We start from the raw sequence: 18636 nt of genomic DNA, 5'->3' as shown, positions 1-18636 counted from the left end.
TCATGATTTATCCTGATGAACAAATGCTTTATGCCCCGATTGAATGGCTGGATTGCTCCGAAGGTTACACCGATATTCGCTACCACAAATCCAGCGATGGCATCGCCAAAATCACCATCAACCGCCCGGAAGTTCGTAATGCGTTTCGTCCACTGACCGTCAAAGAGATGATCAATGCCCTGGCCGATGCTCGCTATGACGACAACATCGGCACCATTATTCTGACCGGCGAAGGGGAAAAAGCCTTCTGTGCGGGCGGCGACCAAAAAGTGCGTGGCGACTACGGCGGCTATCAGGATGCCAGCGGCGTGCATCATCTGAACGTGCTCGATTTCCAGCGCCAAATTCGCACCTGCCCTAAACCGGTTGTGGCGATGGTGGCGGGTTTCTCCATCGGCGGCGGCCATGTTCTGCACATGATGTGTGACCTGACCATCGCGGCGGAAAACGCCGTGTTCGGCCAGACTGGCCCAAAAGTTGGTTCATTCGACGGCGGCTGGGGCGCTTCCTACATGGCGCGTATTGTCGGCCAGAAAAAAGCGCGCGAGATTTGGTTCCTGTGCCGCCAGTACGACGCAAAAGAAGCGCTGGACATGGGGCTGGTGAATACCGTTGTGCCGATTGCCGATCTGGAAAAAGAGACCGTGCGCTGGTGCCGTGAAATGCTGCAGAACAGCCCGATGGCGCTGCGTTGCCTGAAAGCGGCGCTGAATGCCGACTGCGACGGTCAGGCCGGGCTGCAGGAACTGGCCGGGAACGCCACGATGCTGTTCTATATGACTGAAGAAGGCCAGGAAGGGCGCAATGCGTTTAACCAGAAGCGCCAGCCGGACTTCAGCAAATTTAAACGGAATCCGTAATGCGTAGCGCGGCGCTGTGGCGCTTTAAAATCCCAATGGAGGCTGGCGTAGTGCTTCGCGATCAGCGTCTCAAATTTAGAGATGGGTTGCTGGTGCGCCTGGCATTGGGCGAGCGGAGCGGATGGGGCGAAATTTCGCCTCTGCCGGGATTTAGCCAGGAAACACTCGCGGAGGCTCAGGCGCAGGTCGAGCGCTGGCTTGCGCTGTGGGTGGCAGATGAATCGACTCCGTTACCCGAGATACCGTCGGTCGCCTTTGGCTTGAGCTGTGCGCTGGCAGAAGCTGGGGATAGCCTGCCGCAGGCCGCAGACTACCGCGCCGCGCCGCTGTGTACCGGCGACCCGGACGAGCTGATCCTGGCGCTGGCCCAAATGCCGGGTGAAAAAATCGCGAAGGTGAAAGTGGGGCTGTACGAAGCCGTTCGCGACGGCATGGTGGTCAATTTATTGCTTGAAGCCGTGCCTGAACTTCGTCTGCGCCTCGATGCTAACCGCAGCTGGACGCCGCTCAAGGCGCAGCAGTTCGCTAAATACGTCAACCCGGATCACCGTTCGCGCATCGATTTTATCGAAGAACCATGCAAAACCCGTGAACAGTCCCGAGAGTTCAGCCGGGAAACGGGGATTGCAATTGCCTGGGACGAAAGCCTGCGGGAAGCTGATTTTACTTTCACCGCTGAGCCAGGCGTTTCGGCAGTGGTTATCAAACCGACGCTTACCGGTAGTCTGGACAAAGTGCGTGAGCAGGTTGCTGAGGCACATCGTCTGGGGCTTAACGCGGTGATCAGCTCCTCCATTGAGTCCAGCCTCGGTTTGACTCAGTTGGCCCGCATCGCCGCCTGGCTCACACCGGGAATCTTGCCTGGGCTGGATACTTTATCCCTGATGCAGTCTCAGCTTGAGCGCAGTTGGCCCGGCAGTCCTCTGCCTTGTGTTAGCGCAGACGGGCTCGAGCGTATTCGATGATATTTACCGACTGGCCGTGGCGTCACTGGGCAAACGTCAGGGGCACAAGTGTTGCGCTCCGTCTCGACGATGAACTCTTAACCTGGCAAACCCTGTGCCAGCGCGTGGATGCGCTGGCGGGAGGCTTTCGCCAGCAAGGGGTAAAAGAAGGCGATGGCGTTGCGCTTAAAGCGAAAAATGGCCCGCAAACGCTGCTCGTCTGGCTGGCGTTATGGCAGTGCGGGGCGCGCATTCTGCCGTTAAATCCTCAGCTGCCTGACAGTTTGCTGGCGCAGCTTTTGCCGTCGATGACGTTGAGCTATGGCATAACGTTAACCGATGGTTCACCGCTACTGGGATTAACGCCGTTGCAGCTGGCGGATGCTGAGCCCTGGCGCGAAACCTGGAAGCCATCGCGTTTCGCCTCTATGACGCTGACCTCTGGTTCAACCGGGTTACCTAAAGCGGCGGTGCATACATTCTCTGCCCACCTTGCCAGCGCGGCGGGCGTCCTGGAGATGATGAATTACCGCCCCGAGGATAGCTGGCTTCTGTCGCTCCCACTGTTTCACGTTTCCGGGCAGGGGATCCTCTGGCGCTGGCTGTATGCCGGCGGCCAGTTGGCGCTCTCAAGCGCACAATCGATAAACGAGGCGCTACGTGGCTGCACCCACGCTTCATTAGTGCCCACACAGCTTTGGCGGCTGCTGGAAAAAAATGAACCTCTGGCATTGCGTGAAGTGCTCCTCGGCGGGGCAGCCATCCCCGTTGAGCTGACGCAGCAGGCCGAAGCGCGTGGGGTGCGTTGCTGGTGTGGCTATGGCCTCACAGAACTGGCGTCTACGGTTTGTGTGAAACGCGCCGACGGTCAGCCTGATGTTGGGGCACCGCTGCCGGGCCGGAAGGTAAGAATTGTCGATGAAGAAGTGTGGATACAAGCGGACAGCCTGGCCTGCGGCTACTGGCGTGACGGGCAGCTTATTCCTCTGGTGAATGAGCATGGGTGGTTTGCTACCCGCGATCGGGGCGTTTTGCATTCGGGCCGCCTGACGATCGTCGGGCGTCTTGATAACCAATTTTTCAGCGGCGGAGAGGGCATCCAGCCGGAAGAGGTGGAGCAGGTAATTGCCGCGCATCCAGCGGTTCAGCAGGTGTTTGTGGTGCCGGTGGACGATGCTGAGTTTGGCCAGCGGCCCGTTGCCGTAGTTGAGATAAGTGCAGGATGTGAGTTTAACGACATTGCCGCCTGGCTTGACGGAAAGCTGCCCCGTTTTCAGCGGCCCGTGCGCTGGCTGGCGCTGCCGCAGGAGTTAAAACAGGGCGGGATTAAAATCTCCCGCCGCAGGCTGACAGAGTGGGCTGCAGGGGCATAACCCCTGCAAGGTGTTACTTATTGTTCTTCAGTGCCTGAAGTGCATTCGCTACCCCGGCACCGTATTCAGGATGCACCTGGCTGAACAGGCAAATCTGACGGTTCTGAATGTTTTCCGGGACGTCTTTCATATCACCCGCAATGCGCACAAACATACGCTGATGCTCTTCATCGCTCAGCAGGTTATATAGTGCGCGCGGCTGGCTGAAGTAGTCGCTATCTTCCCGATGGTTCCAGTGGTCGGCGGCGCCTTCCAGGCTCAACGGCGGCTCGCTGAAATCTGGCTGTTCCTGGAAAACGTTAAAGCTGTTTGGCTCGTAGGTTGCGCCATTGCCGCTGTTGCCATCCACTCGCATGGCCCCGTCGCGGTGATAGTTGTGGAACGGGCATTTTGGCGCGTTCACCGGAATTTGATGATGGTTCACGCCCAGGCGATAACGGTGCGCGTCGCCGTAGGAGAACAGGCGGCCCTGCAGCATGCGATCCGGTGAGAAACCAATGCCCGGCACGACGTTGGCCGGGGACATCGCCACCTGTTCAACGTCAGAGAAATAGTTTTCCGGGTTGCGGTTCAGTTCCAGCACGCCCACTTCTATTAATGGATAGTCGCCGTGTGGCCAGACTTTGGTCAGATCAAACGGGTTGTACGGCGTTTTTGACGCTTCGGCTTCCGGCATAATTTGCACGAACAGCGTCCAGCGAGGGAAATCACCGGCCTTAATGGATTCGTACAGATCCCGCTGGGAGCTTTCGCGGTCCTCTGCAATCAGGCGGCTGGCTTCATCATCCATCAGGTTCTCAATGCCCTGCTGGGATTTGAGGTGGAACTTCACCCAGAAACGCTGATGGTCGCTATTGATAAAGCTGAAGGTATGGCTGCCAAAACCGTGAATGTGACGATAAGAGCGCGGTAAGCCACGGTCGCTGAAATCGATGGTCAACTGATGAAGGGCTTCCGGCAGGTGCGAGAAGAAATCCCATTTATACGTTGGGTTACGCAAGTTAGTGCGTGGATCGCGTTTGACGACGTGGTTCAGATCCGGGAACTTCAGCGGGTCACGGAGATAGAACACCGGCGTGTTGTTGCCCACCAGGTCCCAGTTTCCTTCCTCGGTATAGAATTTCATGGAAAAGCCGCGAATATCTCGTTCGGCGTCTGCCGCGCCGCGCTCGCCGGCAACGGTGGAGAAGCGCAGGAACAGCTCTGTTTTTTTGCCGATTTCTGAGAATAATTTTGCCCGGGTGTAGCGGGTGATGTCATGGGTGACGGTGAAATGACCAAACGCGCCGGAGCCTTTCGCGTGCATACGGCGCTCAGGGATTACTTCGCGGTCAAAGTGGGCGAGTTTTTCAAGGAACCAGACGTCCTGAAGCAGCATCGGGCCACGTGGGCCTGCGGTAGCAACGTTGTTGTTGTTTACAACGGGAGCGCCTGCGCCGGTTGTTAATCCTTTCTTGCTCATTAATGCCTCCTTGGTAATCAGTATTCACGTAAAAAAATGCTCAACTAAAACCACTTTTTAACTGTGCCTTATGTTCACTTGCTCAATGTGTCACTTAGAGCGGCTATGAGTCATTGATCTTGTAACGTGAAAGTGCTTCTTTTCATTTTCTTACAATCAAGGAAATATTGGCATTTTCCTGCGCGTTAATAAGATAATGCGCCACGCCATTCAATGGCATTTTTAAGGGCAGCCCTTTTTCTTTTTCAGGAACCAAGGAATGAATAAATTACTTTTAGCCGGCGGCGCGGGTTTACTGCTGGTTTCCGCAGGTGCCAGCGCAATTGGCGTGAGTGCTGAAGTCGGCAAAGAATACACTAACCTCGGCGTGGGTTTTGGCACCGAAAGCAGCGGCATCGCGGTAACCGGTAACTATGCGCATAACGACGACAACGGTGATGCCGTAGGTCTTGGCCTCGGTTTTAATATTCCTTTGGGGCCGATGATGGCAACCGTGGGTGGCCGTGGTGTTTATCTGCATCCGAAAGATCGTAAAGAAGGCTATGCGGTTGCTGCAGGCGGTGGTCTGAGATGGCCAATTACGCCTGATATTGCTGTATTTGGCGATTACTACTACTCCCCGGACTCTCTGTCCAGCGGCGTGAAGGACTACAAAGAGGCCAGCGCCGGTGCAAGCTGGAACTTTATGCGTCCGTTCTCAGCGCAAGTGGGTTACCGCTATATTAGCCTTGGCGGCAAAGACGGCGATCGTACCGACACCGTTGCCGACGGTCCGTATGTGGGCGTGAGCGCCAGCTTCTAACCCATTAACGCGGCTTTTAGCCGCGTTGACGTTGCTGACAAAGAGGAAAAAAGCGTGGTTTTTCCCTCTTTGTGGTTATCGGCCGAAAATCAATGAATTGATTTTCCAGTTTTTTTGACAAATCCTTTGGTGTTTTTTCTATCGCCAGAGGTTGGTCAGTAGTCTAAGCGCGGCTTTTAGCCGCGTTTTTTGTACCTGCCGTTCTTTGGTGCCTGCGCTATAGTGGGGCGTTCCCCTGCTGCGGAGTAAAAGATGTTAAAAGTAGAAATGCTGTCCACCGGCGACGAAGTGCTGTACGGGCAAATTACCGACACCAATGCGGCCTGGCTTGCCGACTATCTATTTAATCAGGGTTTACCCATGTCGCGCCGCAATACGGTTGGCGACAGTCTGCCTGACCTGGTTGCCGTGCTGAAAGAGCGTAGCCACGAAGCCGATGTGCTGATTGTTAACGGTGGCCTGGGGCCAACCAGCGATGATCTAAGCGCGCTGGCGGCGGCTACGGCGTCCGGCGTTGAGCTGGTTGAGCATGCGGAATGGTTAACCTATATGGAGCAGTTTTTTGCCGAGCGCGGGCGAGTGATGGCGCCGAGCAACCGCAAGCAGGCGCAAATCCCGGCTAACAGTGAGATGATCGATAATCCCGTCGGCACCGCCTGCGGCTTTGCATTGACCTTAAACCGCTGCCTGATGTTTTTCACCCCCGGCGTACCGTCAGAGTTTAAGGCTATGGTAGACAAACAAATCATGCCCCGACTGCGGGAGCGTTTTACCCTCCCCGAACCGCCGATATGCCTGCGCTTAACAACTTTTGGACGCTCCGAGAGCGAGCTGGCGCAATCGCTTGATCCGCTGGCGCTGCCGGAGGGCGTGGTGATGGGCTATCGCTCATCGATGCCAATCATTGAGCTTAAGCTGACCGGCCCGGCCAGCCAGCGTGAAGCGATGGAGGCCGTCTGGCCGGAAGTCCGCCGCGTGGCGGGTGAAAGTCTGATTTTCGAGGGCACCGAAGGGCTTCCGGCGCAAATAGCACGTCGCCTTGCGGAGCGTTCTCTGACCATCGCGGTTAGCGAGCAGTTTACCGGGGGCCTGCTGGCGGTGCAGTTAAACCGTGCGCAGGCCGCACTTCGGGCGAGCCGTATTTTACCTCCGGCACCTGAAGCCCTGGCTGATACGTTAGCGTCCAGCGCAGAATTGCGCCTGGACCAACAGAGCGATCTGGCCCTGGTGATTTCTGGTGAAGAAGAGCAGAAGATTAACTTTGCGCTCTCCACGCCAGGCGGTACTTTTGGCCTGGGCGTGAAGTTTGGTACCAGCCGCCACGCGCTGGCAATTCGTCAGGAAGTTTGCACCATGATGGCGCTGAACGTGGTGCGCCGCTGGCTCAACGGCCAGCCGCTGGAAAGCGAGCACGGCTGGATTAAGGTCGTGGAGTCAGCCAGCCTCTAGGCTTCAGGCGAGCGCCCGGGCCAGCAGCGTGATCGGGTGCTCGCAGCGTTTGCTGGTGGACATTTCTATCTGCCATTTACAGGTTTCGCAGTCCGTCACCACCAGGTCTACGCCACTCTCTTCAATCTGCTGGAACAGCGGGGCGCCGATACGCTGTGACGTCAGGTAGTTCTCCTTTTTAAACCCATAGGTCCCGGCAATGCCGCAGCACTGGGAGTCCAGCATCACCAGTTCCACGCCGGGAATACGCCGCAGCAACTCAATGGAATAGAGCGTCCAGCCCATTTTCTCCATATGGCAAGGCGTATGATAAGCGATACGCAGTGGGGTATTTTTTAACGGTAGCGTTCTGCCATCCTCTTCCAGCAGTTTCCAGATATAACGCGTGGCGAGTTCAATCTGTTCGCGAACCGGGGCTGTGTCGATGCCAAGAATATGCGGATATTCATCGCGCAGCGTAAAGGTACAGGTTGAGGAGGTCGCAATGACCGGCAGTCCGCGCTGTATCACGGCTTCTTCCAGCGAGCTGATGTTTACCTTTGCCTGTTTCTTTGCCTTTTCGATAAAGCCGTTGGCGATAAGCGGCACGCCGCAGCATTTTTCTCTTTGCAACAGCTGGACGCCGATGTCCATCGCGTTAAGCACTTTGACCATGTCTTTGCCGAGCTGCGGATGGTTGTAGTTCACGAAACAGCCATGGAAAAACGCAACCTGATGCGGGAAGCAGGCCTGATGCGCCGCCTGGCGCCGATACCACTGGCGGAAGGTGCCGAAAGAGTATTTGGGCAACTCGCGGTGGGAATCAATTTTCAGGGTTTTATCCAGCAGCTTGCGTACGGGCTTCATACCGGTAGTCGCGTTGATCAGCGGGGCGAAGGGCGTGGAGAGCGTACCGAGTAAATCCGTATGGCTGAGAATCGCATCGCGCAGCGAAGGTTTATGTTCGCCATATTTGGCCCGCGCCCGCTGGATGATATCGCCAATTTTTACCTCGGACGGGCAGGAGACTTCACAGCGCTTGCAGTTGGTGCAGTACTTCAGCGCGTCGTCATAGAGTGAAGGATCTTTCAGGCGCAGCCTTTCTCCGTCGGGCCCGGCCTGTTTTGGCCCTGGATATTCCGGGCGAACGCGGCTTACCGGGCAAGCCGTGGTGCAGACCGTGCATTTAATACAGCTTTCAAAGCTGGTTTCATCAAGCAGGTTCATGGCAAGCCTCCGCGGCAACAAGGATTTGATCGGCCACGCAGAGCGCCGTGAGCATCGACACACCGGCCCCGCATCCTTGCTGGATAGGATCAAAGCCCCCCAGCACAGAGCCAATCGCGTAGAGATTTTTAGTGTATTCCCCGTGGTGAGACGGCTGAAAGTGGTGATTTACGGTGAGCCCAAACTGCAGCCAGGGCTGCGGCGTAAAGAAATCTGTCTTGCTCCAGGCGGCTCGATCGGCCTGGATGTTCACGTCCAGCCCGAAGATGGGCTCGATAACGTGTTGTCTGGTAGCTTCCAGCCCGCCGCTGAAAAAGCTGCCGCTGGCCAGGATGACATGCCGGGTCCGCAGCGGCACTCCACGATGATTTTTGGTGAACAGGGCATTGATACGCCCTTGTTCAAGCTGAGCGCCAGTCACGGCATCACCGGGCATAACAAGCCCGCCCAGGGTCTGAAAACGGCGGCGGAGTGCATTGTGTAACCTCATCCCAAGTACCGAAGGCGGCAGCGTTGGCAGCAGTTTTACCGGCACGTTTAGCGCCTGTTGCAGGGCTGAAACCGTACTTTCCTCCAGGCCGAGGCAGGCGGGCAGGATCATGGCTTCACCGCTGCCTAATAGCAGCCTGAGTTCATCCACCAGCGCCGGAAGGTTTTCCGGCAGATCCAGCACCCGGGCAATGTTCACGGCGCGAAACTCGCTGGGGTTGTTTCGCAGGACATCGAGTACCGGCAAGGTAAGCTCGGCGACGTGCACGTTACAGCCGGTGGCTGACAGTGAACCCGCCACCAGCTCAGCCTGAAAATCCAGGAAGCCAGCAATATTAATCACCGTCACTTTTTGCCAGGGCAACGGCGCCTGTGGCACTTCCGGCGGGCTGAGCCAGCTGGCTCTTTGCTTGCCCAGCGGCGTGATTCTGAGGTGATTCTGGCGGTGATGACCCACCAGCGGAATACCAGCCCTGGCCAGCAGTTGCTCACTCTCTGCGGCGAGCGCCAGCACACGCTCTTTGCCCATCAGGCTATAGGGGTGATGAGGCGCTTGCTCCGCCAGGTTTTCCAGCGCGGCCTCTGGCTGGTGAACGGGAGTGCCGTCCGGTAACGTTGAAAGCAAATCCAGTGAGCCAGAAGAGAAGTGCAGCGCGCTTTGCCCACGGCTGACGATGGCGCAGCGCTGGCCGCTTTCCGCCAGCTTTATGCCGGCTGTCAGTCCGGCCAGGCCGCTGCCAATGATAATAGTGTCGAATTTCATCCCTGTTCTCCGTTATCCAGACCGCATAGCCCCTGGTAAACCCAGGCGGTAAATTCGCTTTCTCGCAGTGCATTTCCCCAGGCGACAGGGCGAACGCCCTTCCAGCGTTCGTTGAGGAAGTGAGAGAGCTGCTCCAGCGATTGGGCAGGCGTAGTGAGCTGGAAGCGCTGCAGGAGACCGGCTGCCCGACAGGCGCACAGCTCGCCCTGGCAGGTGCCCATGCCGACGCGCGTTCTGCGGCGCAAATCTCCCAGGTTTTTTACGCCCAGGGCATCAATGGCATAGCGCACTTCGCCGGTGGTGACGGCTTCGCATTCGCACACCAGGCTGTTGCTGAGTCGGCTGTTATTGAGCAGCCGCGTCGCTCGGTCACCGTGCCGCCAGACGGCGGAACCGCGAATTGTTGGCGGTAAGGAGATAACTTTCCCCAGCGTTTGCTCCGCGGTCTGCTCGGAGCCCGGCAGCGACGCTGAAGCCGTGGAGCAGGGCGTGGTGTTGCCTAAACGCTCGCAAACCAGGTCCGTTGCCCACTCCGCCATCAGGCGGTAGGTCATCAGTTTCCCGCCGGTAATGGTGATGAAGCCGTCCATGCCGTCGCGCTTCGCGTGGTCCAGCAGCACAATTCCGCGGCTGACGCTGCGCCCGGTAGGATCGTTGTCGCTGGCAACCAGAGGTCGGACGCCAGCGTAGGCCCGAAGGATGCGGGTTCGGCCCAGCACCGGCGCCAGTTTTTCTCCCTCACGAATCAGCGCGTCCACTTCATCCGGCGCGACGCACATGTTGTCGATTTGGTCGTAGTCGATATGCGTTGAAGTTGTACCGATAAGCGAAATGGTATCGCCGGGGACCAGAATATCGGCGTCTGCCGGTTTGCGGCAGCGGTTGATGACCATGTTATTGATGCGGTGCCCGAGGATCAGTAATGTCCCTTTGGCCGGGAACATTTTTACGCTGAGATCGGCATATTCTGCGATGCGTTGCCCCCAGATCCCTGCGGCATTTACCACCATTGGCGCCCGGAACTCACCTGGCTGGCGCGTAAGGTGGTTGAAGACTCGCACGCCGCAAACGCGTGAGCCTTCGCGAATCAGCCCGGTGATCTCGCAGCCCGTCAGCACTTCTGCCCCGTGTTCTTTGGCATCAAGCATGTTAGCGGCGGTGAGGCGGAAGGGATCGACCGTGCCATCCGGAACACGAACCGCGCCGAGAAGCGATGGATTGGCTGAAGGCTCCAGCCGCAATGCCTCTCTGGGATCCAATGCTTCTGCGGGAATACCGGCCTGGCGGCAGGCGGCGATAAACCCGCTTTGAAACCCCAGGTCATCTTCCGGCAGGGTAATAAACAGGCCATCCGTGGGCTCGATACAGTGGCGGGCAATCCGCCGTAGAATGCGGTTTTCTTCGATGCACTCTTTGGCGGATTCTCCGTCGGTGACCGCATAGCGTGAGCCGCTATGAAGCAGGCCGTGATTGCGGCCTGTGGCACCGGTTGCGATGTCGTGACGTTCAAGCAGCAGTACTTTCAGCCCGCGGCGGGCGCAGTCTCGCGCTATGCCGGCACCGGTTGCCCCTCCACCGATGATAATCACGTCCGCTTCTCTGCTCACATGGTGCTCCTTTACCCTTTTTTATTTACCGTTATTCAGCCACAAAGAAAGTGTGGAATGTTTGATTGCGAGCAAATTCGAGCAATAAACGAAAATAATTAGTGAAAATATGCACCATTTCGCCTTTCTGTAATAAAAATGTAACATTGTGTGCGATGTTTCACAGTAAATACGCGCCCAGATAACTACCATGCGCTCGCAAAAGAACATTTGGCAGGAGCCGCTTGCTCCCGCTGAACATCAACGCCACGGAGGCTCGTATGTTAAGTATCTTCAAACCCGCCGCGCATAAGACGCGTTTGCCAGAGGAGCAGATAGATCCGACCTATCGCCGCCTGCGCTGGCAAATCTTCATGGGTATCTTTTTTGGTTATGCCGCTTACTATCTGGTGAGGAAAAACTTTACCCTTGCGATGCCGTATCTGGTGGAGCAGGGCTTCTCCCGAGGCGATCTCGGTTTTGCACTTTCCGGGATTTCGATCGCTTACGGATTTTCGAAATTCATCATGGGTTCGGTCTCCGATCGCTCGAATCCGCGCGTATTTCTACCCGCCGGGCTGATTCTTGCCGCCGCCGTGATGCTGTTTATGGGCTTTGTGCCGTGGGCAACGTCCAGCATCGCAATCATGTTTGTGCTGCTGTTCGCCTGTGGCTGGTTCCAGGGCATGGGATGGCCGCCGTGCGGGCGCACCATGGTGCACTGGTGGTCGCAGAAGGAGCGTGGAGGCATTGTTTCCGTCTGGAACTGCGCCCATAACGTCGGCGGTGGTATTCCTCCGCTGCTGTTCCTGCTGGGGATGGCGTGGTTTAACGACTGGCATGCGGCGCTGTACATGCCCGCTTTCGCCGCCATCATTGTGGCGATTATCGCTTTCGGTTTAATGCGCGACACGCCTCAATCCTGCGGCCTGCCGCCGATTGAAGAGTACAAAAACGACTACCCGGACGATTACAGCGAGAAAGCGGAAGAAGAGCTGACGGCTAAGCAGATCTTCATGAAGTACGTCTTCCCTAACCGTCTGCTGTGGTACATCGCCATTGCCAACGTGTTTGTCTATTTGCTGCGTTACGGCATCCTGGACTGGTCGCCAACTTACCTGAAAGAAGTGAAGCACTTCGCGCTGGATAAATCCTCGTGGGCCTACTTCCTTTATGAATACGCGGGTATTCCCGGCACGCTGCTGTGCGGCTGGATGTCGGACAAGGTGTTTAAAGGTAACCGCGGCGCGACAGGCGTGTTCTTCATGGTGCTGGTGACAATTGCCACCGTGGTTTACTGGCTCAACCCGCCGGGCAATCCGGGCGTGGATATGACCTGTATGATCGTTATCGGTTTCCTGATTTACGGCCCGGTGATGCTGATTGGCCTGCATGCGCTTGAGCTTGCACCTAAGAAAGCGGCAGGGACGGCAGCGGGCTTTACCGGCCTGTTTGGCTACCTGGGCGGCTCGGTCGCGGCCAGCGCGATTGTCGGCTACACCGTGGACTTCTTCGGCTGGGACGGCGGCTTTATCGTGATGATTGGCGGCAGTATTTTGGCCGTGCTGTTGCTGATTGTGGTGATGATTGGTGAGCGTAAACACCACGATGAAAAAATGCTGAAAAACGGCTAAGGAAAACACCATGAAACTGATGGCAAAATCTTTACTGGCGGGTGTGGTGCTGGTGGCAACCAGCAGCGTCTTCGCCCAGACGACGGACAAAATCGTGATTGCCCACCGGGGCGCCAGCGGCTACCTGCCCGAGCACACGCTGCCGGCGAAGGCGATGGCCTATGCCCAGGGCGCGGATTACCTTGAGCAAGACCTGGTGATGACCAAAGACGACAGACTGGTGGTGCTGCATGACCACTATCTGGACAGGGTGACCGACGTCGCGAAGCGCTTCCCGGATCGGGCGCGCAAAGACGGGCGCTACTACGCCATCGACTTTACGCTGGCGGAAATCAAGTCTCTGAAGTTCACCGAGGGCTTCGACATCGTTAACGGCAAGCAGGTGCAGACCTATCCGGGGCGTTTCCCGATGGGTAAATCTGATTTCCGCGTGCACACCTTTGAAGAAGAGATCGAGTTTGTTCAGGGGCTGAACCATTCCACCGGGAAAAACATCGGTATCTATCCTGAGATAAAAGCGCCGTGGTTCCACCATCAGGAAGGCAAGGATATCGCGGCAAAAACGCTTGAGGTGCTGAAGCAGTACGGCTACACCAGCAAGCAGGATAAGGTCTATCTTCAGTGCTTTGACGCCGCCGAGCTGAAGCGCATTAAAAACGAGCTTGAGCCGAAGATGGGCATGAACCTTAACCTGGTGCAGCTTATCGCCTATACCGACTGGAATGAGACCCAGGAAAAACAGCCGGACGGCAAGTGGGTGAACTACAGCTACGACTGGATGTTTAAGCCAGGCGCGATGAAGCAGATTGCCCAGTATGCCGACGGCATTGGCCCGGACTACCATATGCTGGTGGAGAAGGCGTCAACCAAAGGCCATGTGAAGCTTACCGATATGGTGACCGAAGCACACGCCAGCAAATTGACGGTGCATCCTTACACGGTAAGGTCGGACGCGCTGCCGGACTACGTGAGCGATGTGAATCAGCTGTACGACGTGCTGTATAACCAGGCGGGCGTAGATGGGCTGTTTACTGACTTCCCGGACAAGGCCGTGCGGTTTCTTAATAAGCCGTAATCGTTAATAAAAAAGGCCGCATTAGCGGCCTTTTTTACATCACTACATCTCGAGTTCGATATCTCCTCGTGCCTTACAGCAACAAGGGAGAATTTCACCGGGCTGGATAAACGCCAGCGGCTCGGTCAGCCACTGAACTTCACCCGCCAGCAGCTTAGTGCGGCATGAACCGCAATAGCCTTCCCGGCACTGATACTCTACGCAGACTTGGTGTGACTCCAGCGCCGCCAATAGCGAAGGGTGTTCCTCTTCGCTCATCAACTGCGCGCCGGTAATGCTGAGCGTAATGCGGCCCATTGTTTACAGCTGGAAGTTGCTCAGATCGTCGGTATCGACTTCCGAGTCAATCTGGCCCACCAGGTAGGAGCTGACTTCCACTTCCTGCGGCGCAACCTGTACGTTGTCGGACACCAGCCACGCGTTGATCCACGGAATCGGGTTGGAGCGAGTCTGGAACGGTAGATCAAGACCCACGGCCTGCATGCGGATGTTGGTGATGTACTCCACATACTGGCAAAGGATGTCTTTGTTCAGGCCAATCATCGAGCCGTCGCGGAACAGGTAGTCTGCCCACTCTTTTTCCTGCTGAGCGGCCAGCACGAACAGGTCGTAGCACTCCTGGCGGCATTCCTGCGCGATTTCTGCCATTTCTGGATCGTCTTCACCGCTGCGCATCAGGTTCAGCATATGCTGGGTGCCGGTCAGGTGCAGGGCTTCGTCACGGGCGATCAGCTTGATGATTTTGGCGTTACCTTCCATCAGCTCGCGCTCGGCAAAAGCGAAGGAACAGGCGAAGCTCACGTAGAAGCGAATCGCTTCCAGGGCGTTAACGCTCATCAGGCAGAGGTACAGCTGACGCTTCAGCGCACGCAGGTTCACGGTGACGGTTTTGCCGTTCACGTTGTGCGTGCCTTCGCCCAGCAGGTGCCAGTAGCTGGTCATCTCAATCAGGTCATCGTAGTAGCCAGAGATGTCTTTGGCGCGCTTGAGGATTTCCTGGTTGGTGACGATGTCGTCAAAGACGATCGCCGGATCGTTCACGATGTTGCGGATGATGTGGGTGTAAGAGCGAGAGTGAATGGTCTCGCTAAACGCCCAGGTTTCAACCCAGGTTTCCAGCTCAGGAATGGAGATCAGCGGCAGCAGCGCGACGTTCGGGCTGCGGCCCTGAATAGAATCCAGCAGCGTCTGGTACTTCAGGTTGCTGATGAAGATGTGCTTCTCATGCTCCGGCAGCGCCTGGAAGTCGATACGGTCGCGGGAGACGTCTACTTCTTCCGGGCGCCAGAAGAAGGAAAGCTGCTTTTCAATCAGCTTTTCGAAGATGTCGTATTTCTGCTGGTCGTAGCGCGCCACGTTGACCGACTGACCAAAGAACATAGGCTCGGCGAGCTGATCGTTTTTCGTCTGTGAAAAAGTAGTGTAAGCCATTATTTGTATTCCGTTATTTTGTTTTCCCTCACCCTGACCCTCTCCCTAAGGGAGAGGGGACTGGCACGGGGCCGGGATAAGCAGAGGTGAGGCGAAAACGACAATCAGATTTTGCATGCGCCGCTTTCGCAGCCATCGTCCTGGATGGAAGGCGCCAGGTCATCCTGAGAGTCTTCCGCGCCGTCACGGGTGTTTTGATAGTACAGGGTCTTCACGCCGAATTTATAGGCGGTGAGCAGATCCTTCAGCAACTGCTGCATTGGTACTTTGCCTGACGGGAAGCGCGTTGGGTCGTAGTTGGTGTTGGCAGAGATCGACTGGTCGATAAACTTCTGCATCAGGCCAACCAACTGCAGATAGCCGTCGTTGCTCGGCATTTCCCACAGCAGCTCGTAGTTGTTTTTCAGCGCTTCATAATCCGGCACAACCTGGCGCAGGATCCCGTCTTTCGACGCTTTAATGCTGATGTGGCCGCGCGGCGGCTCAATGCCGTTGGTGGCGTTGGAGATCTGCGAAGAGGTCTCGGACGGCATCAGGGCAGAAAGCGTGGAGTTGCGCAGGCCGTGAGTTTTGATGGACTCACGCAGGCCTTCCCAGTCCAGATGCAGCGGCTCGTTGCTGATGGCATCCAGGTCTTTCTTGTAGGTGTCGATTGGCAGGATGCCTTTTGCATAAGTGGTTTCGTTGAACCACGGGCAGGCACCTTGCTCTTTCGCCAGTTCGTTTGACGCTTTCAGCAGGTAGTACTGAATGGCTTCGAAAGTCTTGTGCGTCAGGTTGTTTGCGCTGCCGTCGGAGTAACGCACGCCGTGCTTCGCCAGATAATAGGCAAAGTTAATCACGCCGATACCGAGGGTACGACGGCCCATCGCGCCGCGTTTTGCCGCCAGAATTGGGTAATCCTGGTAGTCGAGCAGGGCGTCGAGCGCGCGAACAGCCAGCACCGCCATCTCTTCCAGATCGTCCAGGCTGTCAATCACGCCAAGGTTGAACGCGGACAGCGTACACAGGGCGATTTCGCCGTTTTCGTCGTTGACGTCGTCCAGCGGTTTGGTCGGCAGGGCGATTTCCAGGCACAGGTTGGACTGGCGCACCGGGGCAATCGCCGGGTCGAACGGGCTGTGGGTGTTGCAGTGGTCAACGTTCTGGATGTAGATACGGCCGGTGGAGGCGCGTTCCTGCATCATCAGGGAGAACAGTTCCACCGCTTTCACGCGCTGTTTACGGATGCTGTCGTCTTTCTCGTATTTGGTGTACAGGCGCTCAAACTCGTCCTGGTCGGCAAAGAAAGCGTCGTACAGCCCCGGTACGTCAGACGGGCTGAACAGGGTGATTTCTTCGCCCTTCAGCAGACGGGTGTACATCAGTTTGTTGATCTGTACGCCGTAGTCCATGTGGCGCACGCGGTTACCTTCCACGCCACGGTTGTTTTTCAGCACCAGCAGGCTTTCTACTTCCAGATGCCACATCGGGTAGAACAGCGTTGCTGCCCCGCCGCGCACGCCGCCCTGGGAGCAGGACTTCACCGCAGTCTGGAAGTGCTTATAGAACGGGATACAGCCGGTGTGGAACGCTTCACCGCCGCGAATCGGGCTGCCCAACGCACGAATGCGGCCGGCGTTGATACCGATACCTGCACGCTGGGAAACGTATTTCACGATTGCGCTGGAGGTGGCGTTGATGGAATCCAGGCTGTCGCCGCACTCGATCAGTACGCAGGAGCTGAACTGACGGGTCGGGGTGCGCACGCCGGACATGATTGGCGTAGGCAGGGAAATCTTGAAGGTGGAAACCGCATCGTAGAAACGTTTCACGTAGCTGAGGCGGGTTTCACGCGGGTAGCCGGAGAACAGGCAGGCGGCGACCAGAATATAGAGGAACTGCGCGCTTTCGTAGATCTCACCGGAAACGCGGTTCTGCACGAGGTATTTACCTTCGAGCTGCTTCACCGCCGCGTAAGAGAAGTTCATGTCACGCCAGTGATCGATGAAATCGTTCATCTGCTCGAACTCTTCTTCCGTGTAGTCTTCCAGCAGGTGACGATCGTATTTACCCATCTCAACCATTTTCACAACCTGATCGTAAAGCTTCGGCGGCTCAAACTGGCCGTAGGCTTTTTTACGCAAGTGGAAAATTGCCAGGCGAGCGGCGAGGTACTGATAATCCGGGGCGTCACGGGAGATCAGATCGGCTGCAGCCTTGATGATGGTTTCATGAATGTCAGAAGTCTTGATGCCGTCGTAAAACTGGATATGGGAACGCAGTTCAACCTGGGAAACGGAGACGTTGTTCAGACCCTCAGCGGCCCAGTCGAGTACCCGATGAATTTTATCCAGATTGATGCGCTCTTGGCTGCCATCGCGTTTTGTAACCAGCAGACTCTGATTCATGTGAGTTTTACCTGTCCGTGAGATGAGTTTTCCCCTGATTTATACACATTCGTTAGCCTGTGACTAACTCTGTGGATAAATACTATATATAGGGGGTGGGTGACAAATTGGTCACTAGATGGTGAGTATTCTAGTAAGGAATCCGTTCAGTACAAGTATTGATTTCATCAATAAAATGAGGTTCCCCAGGGCGCTTTTTTCGTAAGTCCACGTCACGTAAGGCTTGAGGGAATTGTCAATGGGATGCAAAAAAAATGAAAATTTTGATCGGGTGCTGATTTCTTAAACTTCATCGATAATTGCGCAACGACTCTGGCGCAATTATCGATAATCAATCCTTATACGATATGCCGATTTATGCTTCAGTATGCAGCATATAATTAACATCTACCCCTGGGCCAAGCTTGAATACGTTGGTGATAGGGTTGAAATGTAATCCGGTCATATGGCGCTCGCGCAGCGGGGTTTCATCCACCCAGCGTAAGAGTTCGGCGGGCTTGATAAACTTTTTAACATCGTGCGTGCCTTTCGGCACCATGCGCATCACATACTCTGCGCCGACGACGGCCATCAGCCAGGCTTTGCCGTTGCGGTTAATGGTGGAGAAGAAGACGTGGCCGCCGGGTTTAACTAAACGCGCGCAGGCGTGAACCACCGATTGTGGGTCAGGCACGTGTTCCAGCATTTCCATACAGGTTACGACGTCGTACTGCCCGGCGTGTTTGCTCGCGTGTTCTTCTACCGTTTCCTGGACATAGTCCACCTTAACGCCGCTTTCCAATGCGTGAAGGCGAGCCACCTGCAGCGGTTCAAAGCCCATATCCAGGCCGGTGACGTTGGCGCCTTCACGTGCCATGCTTTCCGCCAGAATGCCGCCGCCGCAGCCAACGTCGAGCACGGTTTTACCGAACAGCCCACCGGCGCGCTGGTTGATATAGCCTAAACGCAGCGGGTTGATGCGGTGCAGCGGCTTAAATTCACCTTCCAGATCCCACCAGCGGGAAGCGACAGCTTCAAATTTGGCGATTTCCTCGAGGTCGACGTTCTGCGTAACCGGTTGGTTTTCAGCATTCATTACAGCGGTGACTCCTTGCAGATGTTAAGGCTGGCAGTATATCAGGCTAACGGCGTGAATAAAGCGCCGACAATTGCGTTGAGGTTTCCCCACACAG

15 protein-coding genes are annotated in these 18636 nt (G+C 56.3%); 7 read left to right on the top strand and 8 right to left on the bottom strand.

The features are described 5' to 3' along the window. The first annotated feature begins 2 nt into the window (after window positions 1–2). Genes menB through menE form a run of 3 tightly spaced genes read left to right on the top strand, consistent with a single transcriptional unit; the run spans window position 3 to window position 3177 of the window. Entirely contained in the window at window positions 3–860 is an 858-nt protein-coding gene (gene menB, locus LH86_RS19795; RefSeq protein ID WP_008459804.1) for a 1,4-dihydroxy-2-naphthoyl-CoA synthase, read from the top strand. Next, a complete protein-coding gene (gene menC, locus LH86_RS19790; RefSeq protein ID WP_039305044.1) occupies window positions 860–1825 on the top strand; it encodes an o-succinylbenzoate synthase in 966 nt (321 codons plus the stop codon). The genes menB and menC overlap by 1 nt, the downstream gene beginning before the upstream one ends. Continuing rightward, entirely contained in the window at window positions 1822–3177 is a 1356-nt protein-coding gene (menE, locus tag LH86_RS19785; protein WP_039305035.1) for an o-succinylbenzoate--CoA ligase, read from the top strand. The genes menC and menE overlap by 4 nt, the downstream gene beginning before the upstream one ends. Window positions 3178–3190: 13 nt before the next feature. On the opposite strand, the gene katA is transcribed toward menE, so the two are convergent. Continuing rightward, window positions 3191–4639 (bottom strand): catalase KatA, encoded by a 1449-nt coding sequence (gene katA / locus LH86_RS19780; RefSeq protein WP_039305030.1) that lies wholly within the window; start codon window positions 4637–4639, stop codon window positions 3191–3193. 259 nt (window positions 4640–4898) lie between these two features. Between katA and LH86_RS19775 the strand changes: the two genes are divergently transcribed. Together LH86_RS19775 and LH86_RS19770 are read left to right on the top strand one after the other, a co-directional pair. Next, the gene (locus LH86_RS19775; protein ID WP_039295503.1) at window positions 4899–5441 is read left to right on the top strand and encodes a YfaZ family outer membrane protein; all 543 of its coding nucleotides are present in this window, start codon (window positions 4899–4901) and stop codon (window positions 5439–5441) included. A gap of 252 nt (window positions 5442–5693) precedes the next feature. Beyond that, entirely contained in the window at window positions 5694–6890 is a 1197-nt protein-coding gene (locus LH86_RS19770; RefSeq protein WP_039305027.1) for a nicotinamide mononucleotide deamidase-related protein YfaY, read from the top strand. A gap of 3 nt (window positions 6891–6893) precedes the next feature. Here the strand turns inward: LH86_RS19770 and glpC are convergent, their stop codons facing one another. From glpC to glpA, 3 genes are read right to left on the bottom strand one after another with little or no spacing between them, the layout of a single operon-like run. Beyond that, window positions 6894–8096 (bottom strand): anaerobic glycerol-3-phosphate dehydrogenase subunit GlpC, encoded by a 1203-nt coding sequence (glpC, locus tag LH86_RS19765; protein ID WP_039305024.1) that lies wholly within the window; start codon window positions 8094–8096, stop codon window positions 6894–6896. After that, window positions 8083–9348, bottom strand: a complete 1266-nt coding sequence (gene glpB / locus LH86_RS19760; protein ID WP_039305021.1) for a glycerol-3-phosphate dehydrogenase subunit GlpB — start codon at window positions 9346–9348, stop codon at window positions 8083–8085. Before glpB ends, glpC begins: the two co-directional genes overlap by 14 nt. After that, entirely contained in the window at window positions 9345–10955 is a 1611-nt protein-coding gene (glpA, locus tag LH86_RS19755) for an anaerobic glycerol-3-phosphate dehydrogenase subunit A (protein ID WP_039305020.1), read from the bottom strand. The genes glpB and glpA overlap by 4 nt, the downstream gene beginning before the upstream one ends. 260 nt (window positions 10956–11215) lie before the next feature. Here glpA and glpT point away from each other — a divergent pair, with 260 nt between their 5' ends. Continuing rightward, window positions 11216–12568 carry a glycerol-3-phosphate transporter gene (glpT, locus tag LH86_RS19750; RefSeq protein ID WP_039306429.1) on the top strand — a complete coding sequence of 451 codons (1353 nt, stop codon included), beginning with the start codon at window positions 11216–11218 and terminating at the stop codon, window positions 12566–12568. A gap of 19 nt (window positions 12569–12587) precedes the next feature. Beyond that, entirely contained in the window at window positions 12588–13643 is a 1056-nt protein-coding gene (glpQ, locus tag LH86_RS19745) for a glycerophosphodiester phosphodiesterase (RefSeq protein WP_419657212.1), read from the top strand. A 42-nt stretch (window positions 13644–13685) separates the two neighbouring features. On the opposite strand, the gene yfaE is transcribed toward glpQ, so the two are convergent. The 4 genes from yfaE to ubiG form a co-directional block, all read right to left on the bottom strand. After that, window positions 13686–13940 (bottom strand): class I ribonucleotide reductase maintenance protein YfaE, encoded by a 255-nt coding sequence (yfaE, locus tag LH86_RS19740; RefSeq protein WP_039305014.1) that lies wholly within the window; start codon window positions 13938–13940, stop codon window positions 13686–13688. Between the two features lie 3 nt (window positions 13941–13943). After that, entirely contained in the window at window positions 13944–15074 is a 1131-nt protein-coding gene (nrdB, locus tag LH86_RS19735) for a class Ia ribonucleoside-diphosphate reductase subunit beta (protein ID WP_039305011.1), read from the bottom strand. Between the two features lie 104 nt (window positions 15075–15178). Then, on the bottom strand, window positions 15179–17464 hold the full coding sequence (gene nrdA / locus LH86_RS19730; RefSeq protein ID WP_039305009.1) for a class 1a ribonucleoside-diphosphate reductase subunit alpha: 2286 nt from the start codon (window positions 17462–17464) through the stop codon (window positions 15179–15181). Between the two features lie 355 nt (window positions 17465–17819). Next, entirely contained in the window at window positions 17820–18539 is a 720-nt protein-coding gene (ubiG, locus tag LH86_RS19725) for a bifunctional 2-polyprenyl-6-hydroxyphenol methylase/3-demethylubiquinol 3-O-methyltransferase UbiG (protein ID WP_039305006.1), read from the bottom strand. Window positions 18540–18636 lie beyond the last annotated feature (97 nt).

Origin of the sequence: Cedecea neteri, from assembly GCF_000758325.1 — a bacterium.
GTDB classification, from domain to species: Bacteria; Pseudomonadota; Gammaproteobacteria; order Enterobacterales; family Enterobacteriaceae; genus Cedecea; species Cedecea neteri_B.
The sequence above is the reverse complement of the archived record's forward strand: the minus strand, read 5'-3'. Positions and strand labels throughout refer to the sequence as shown.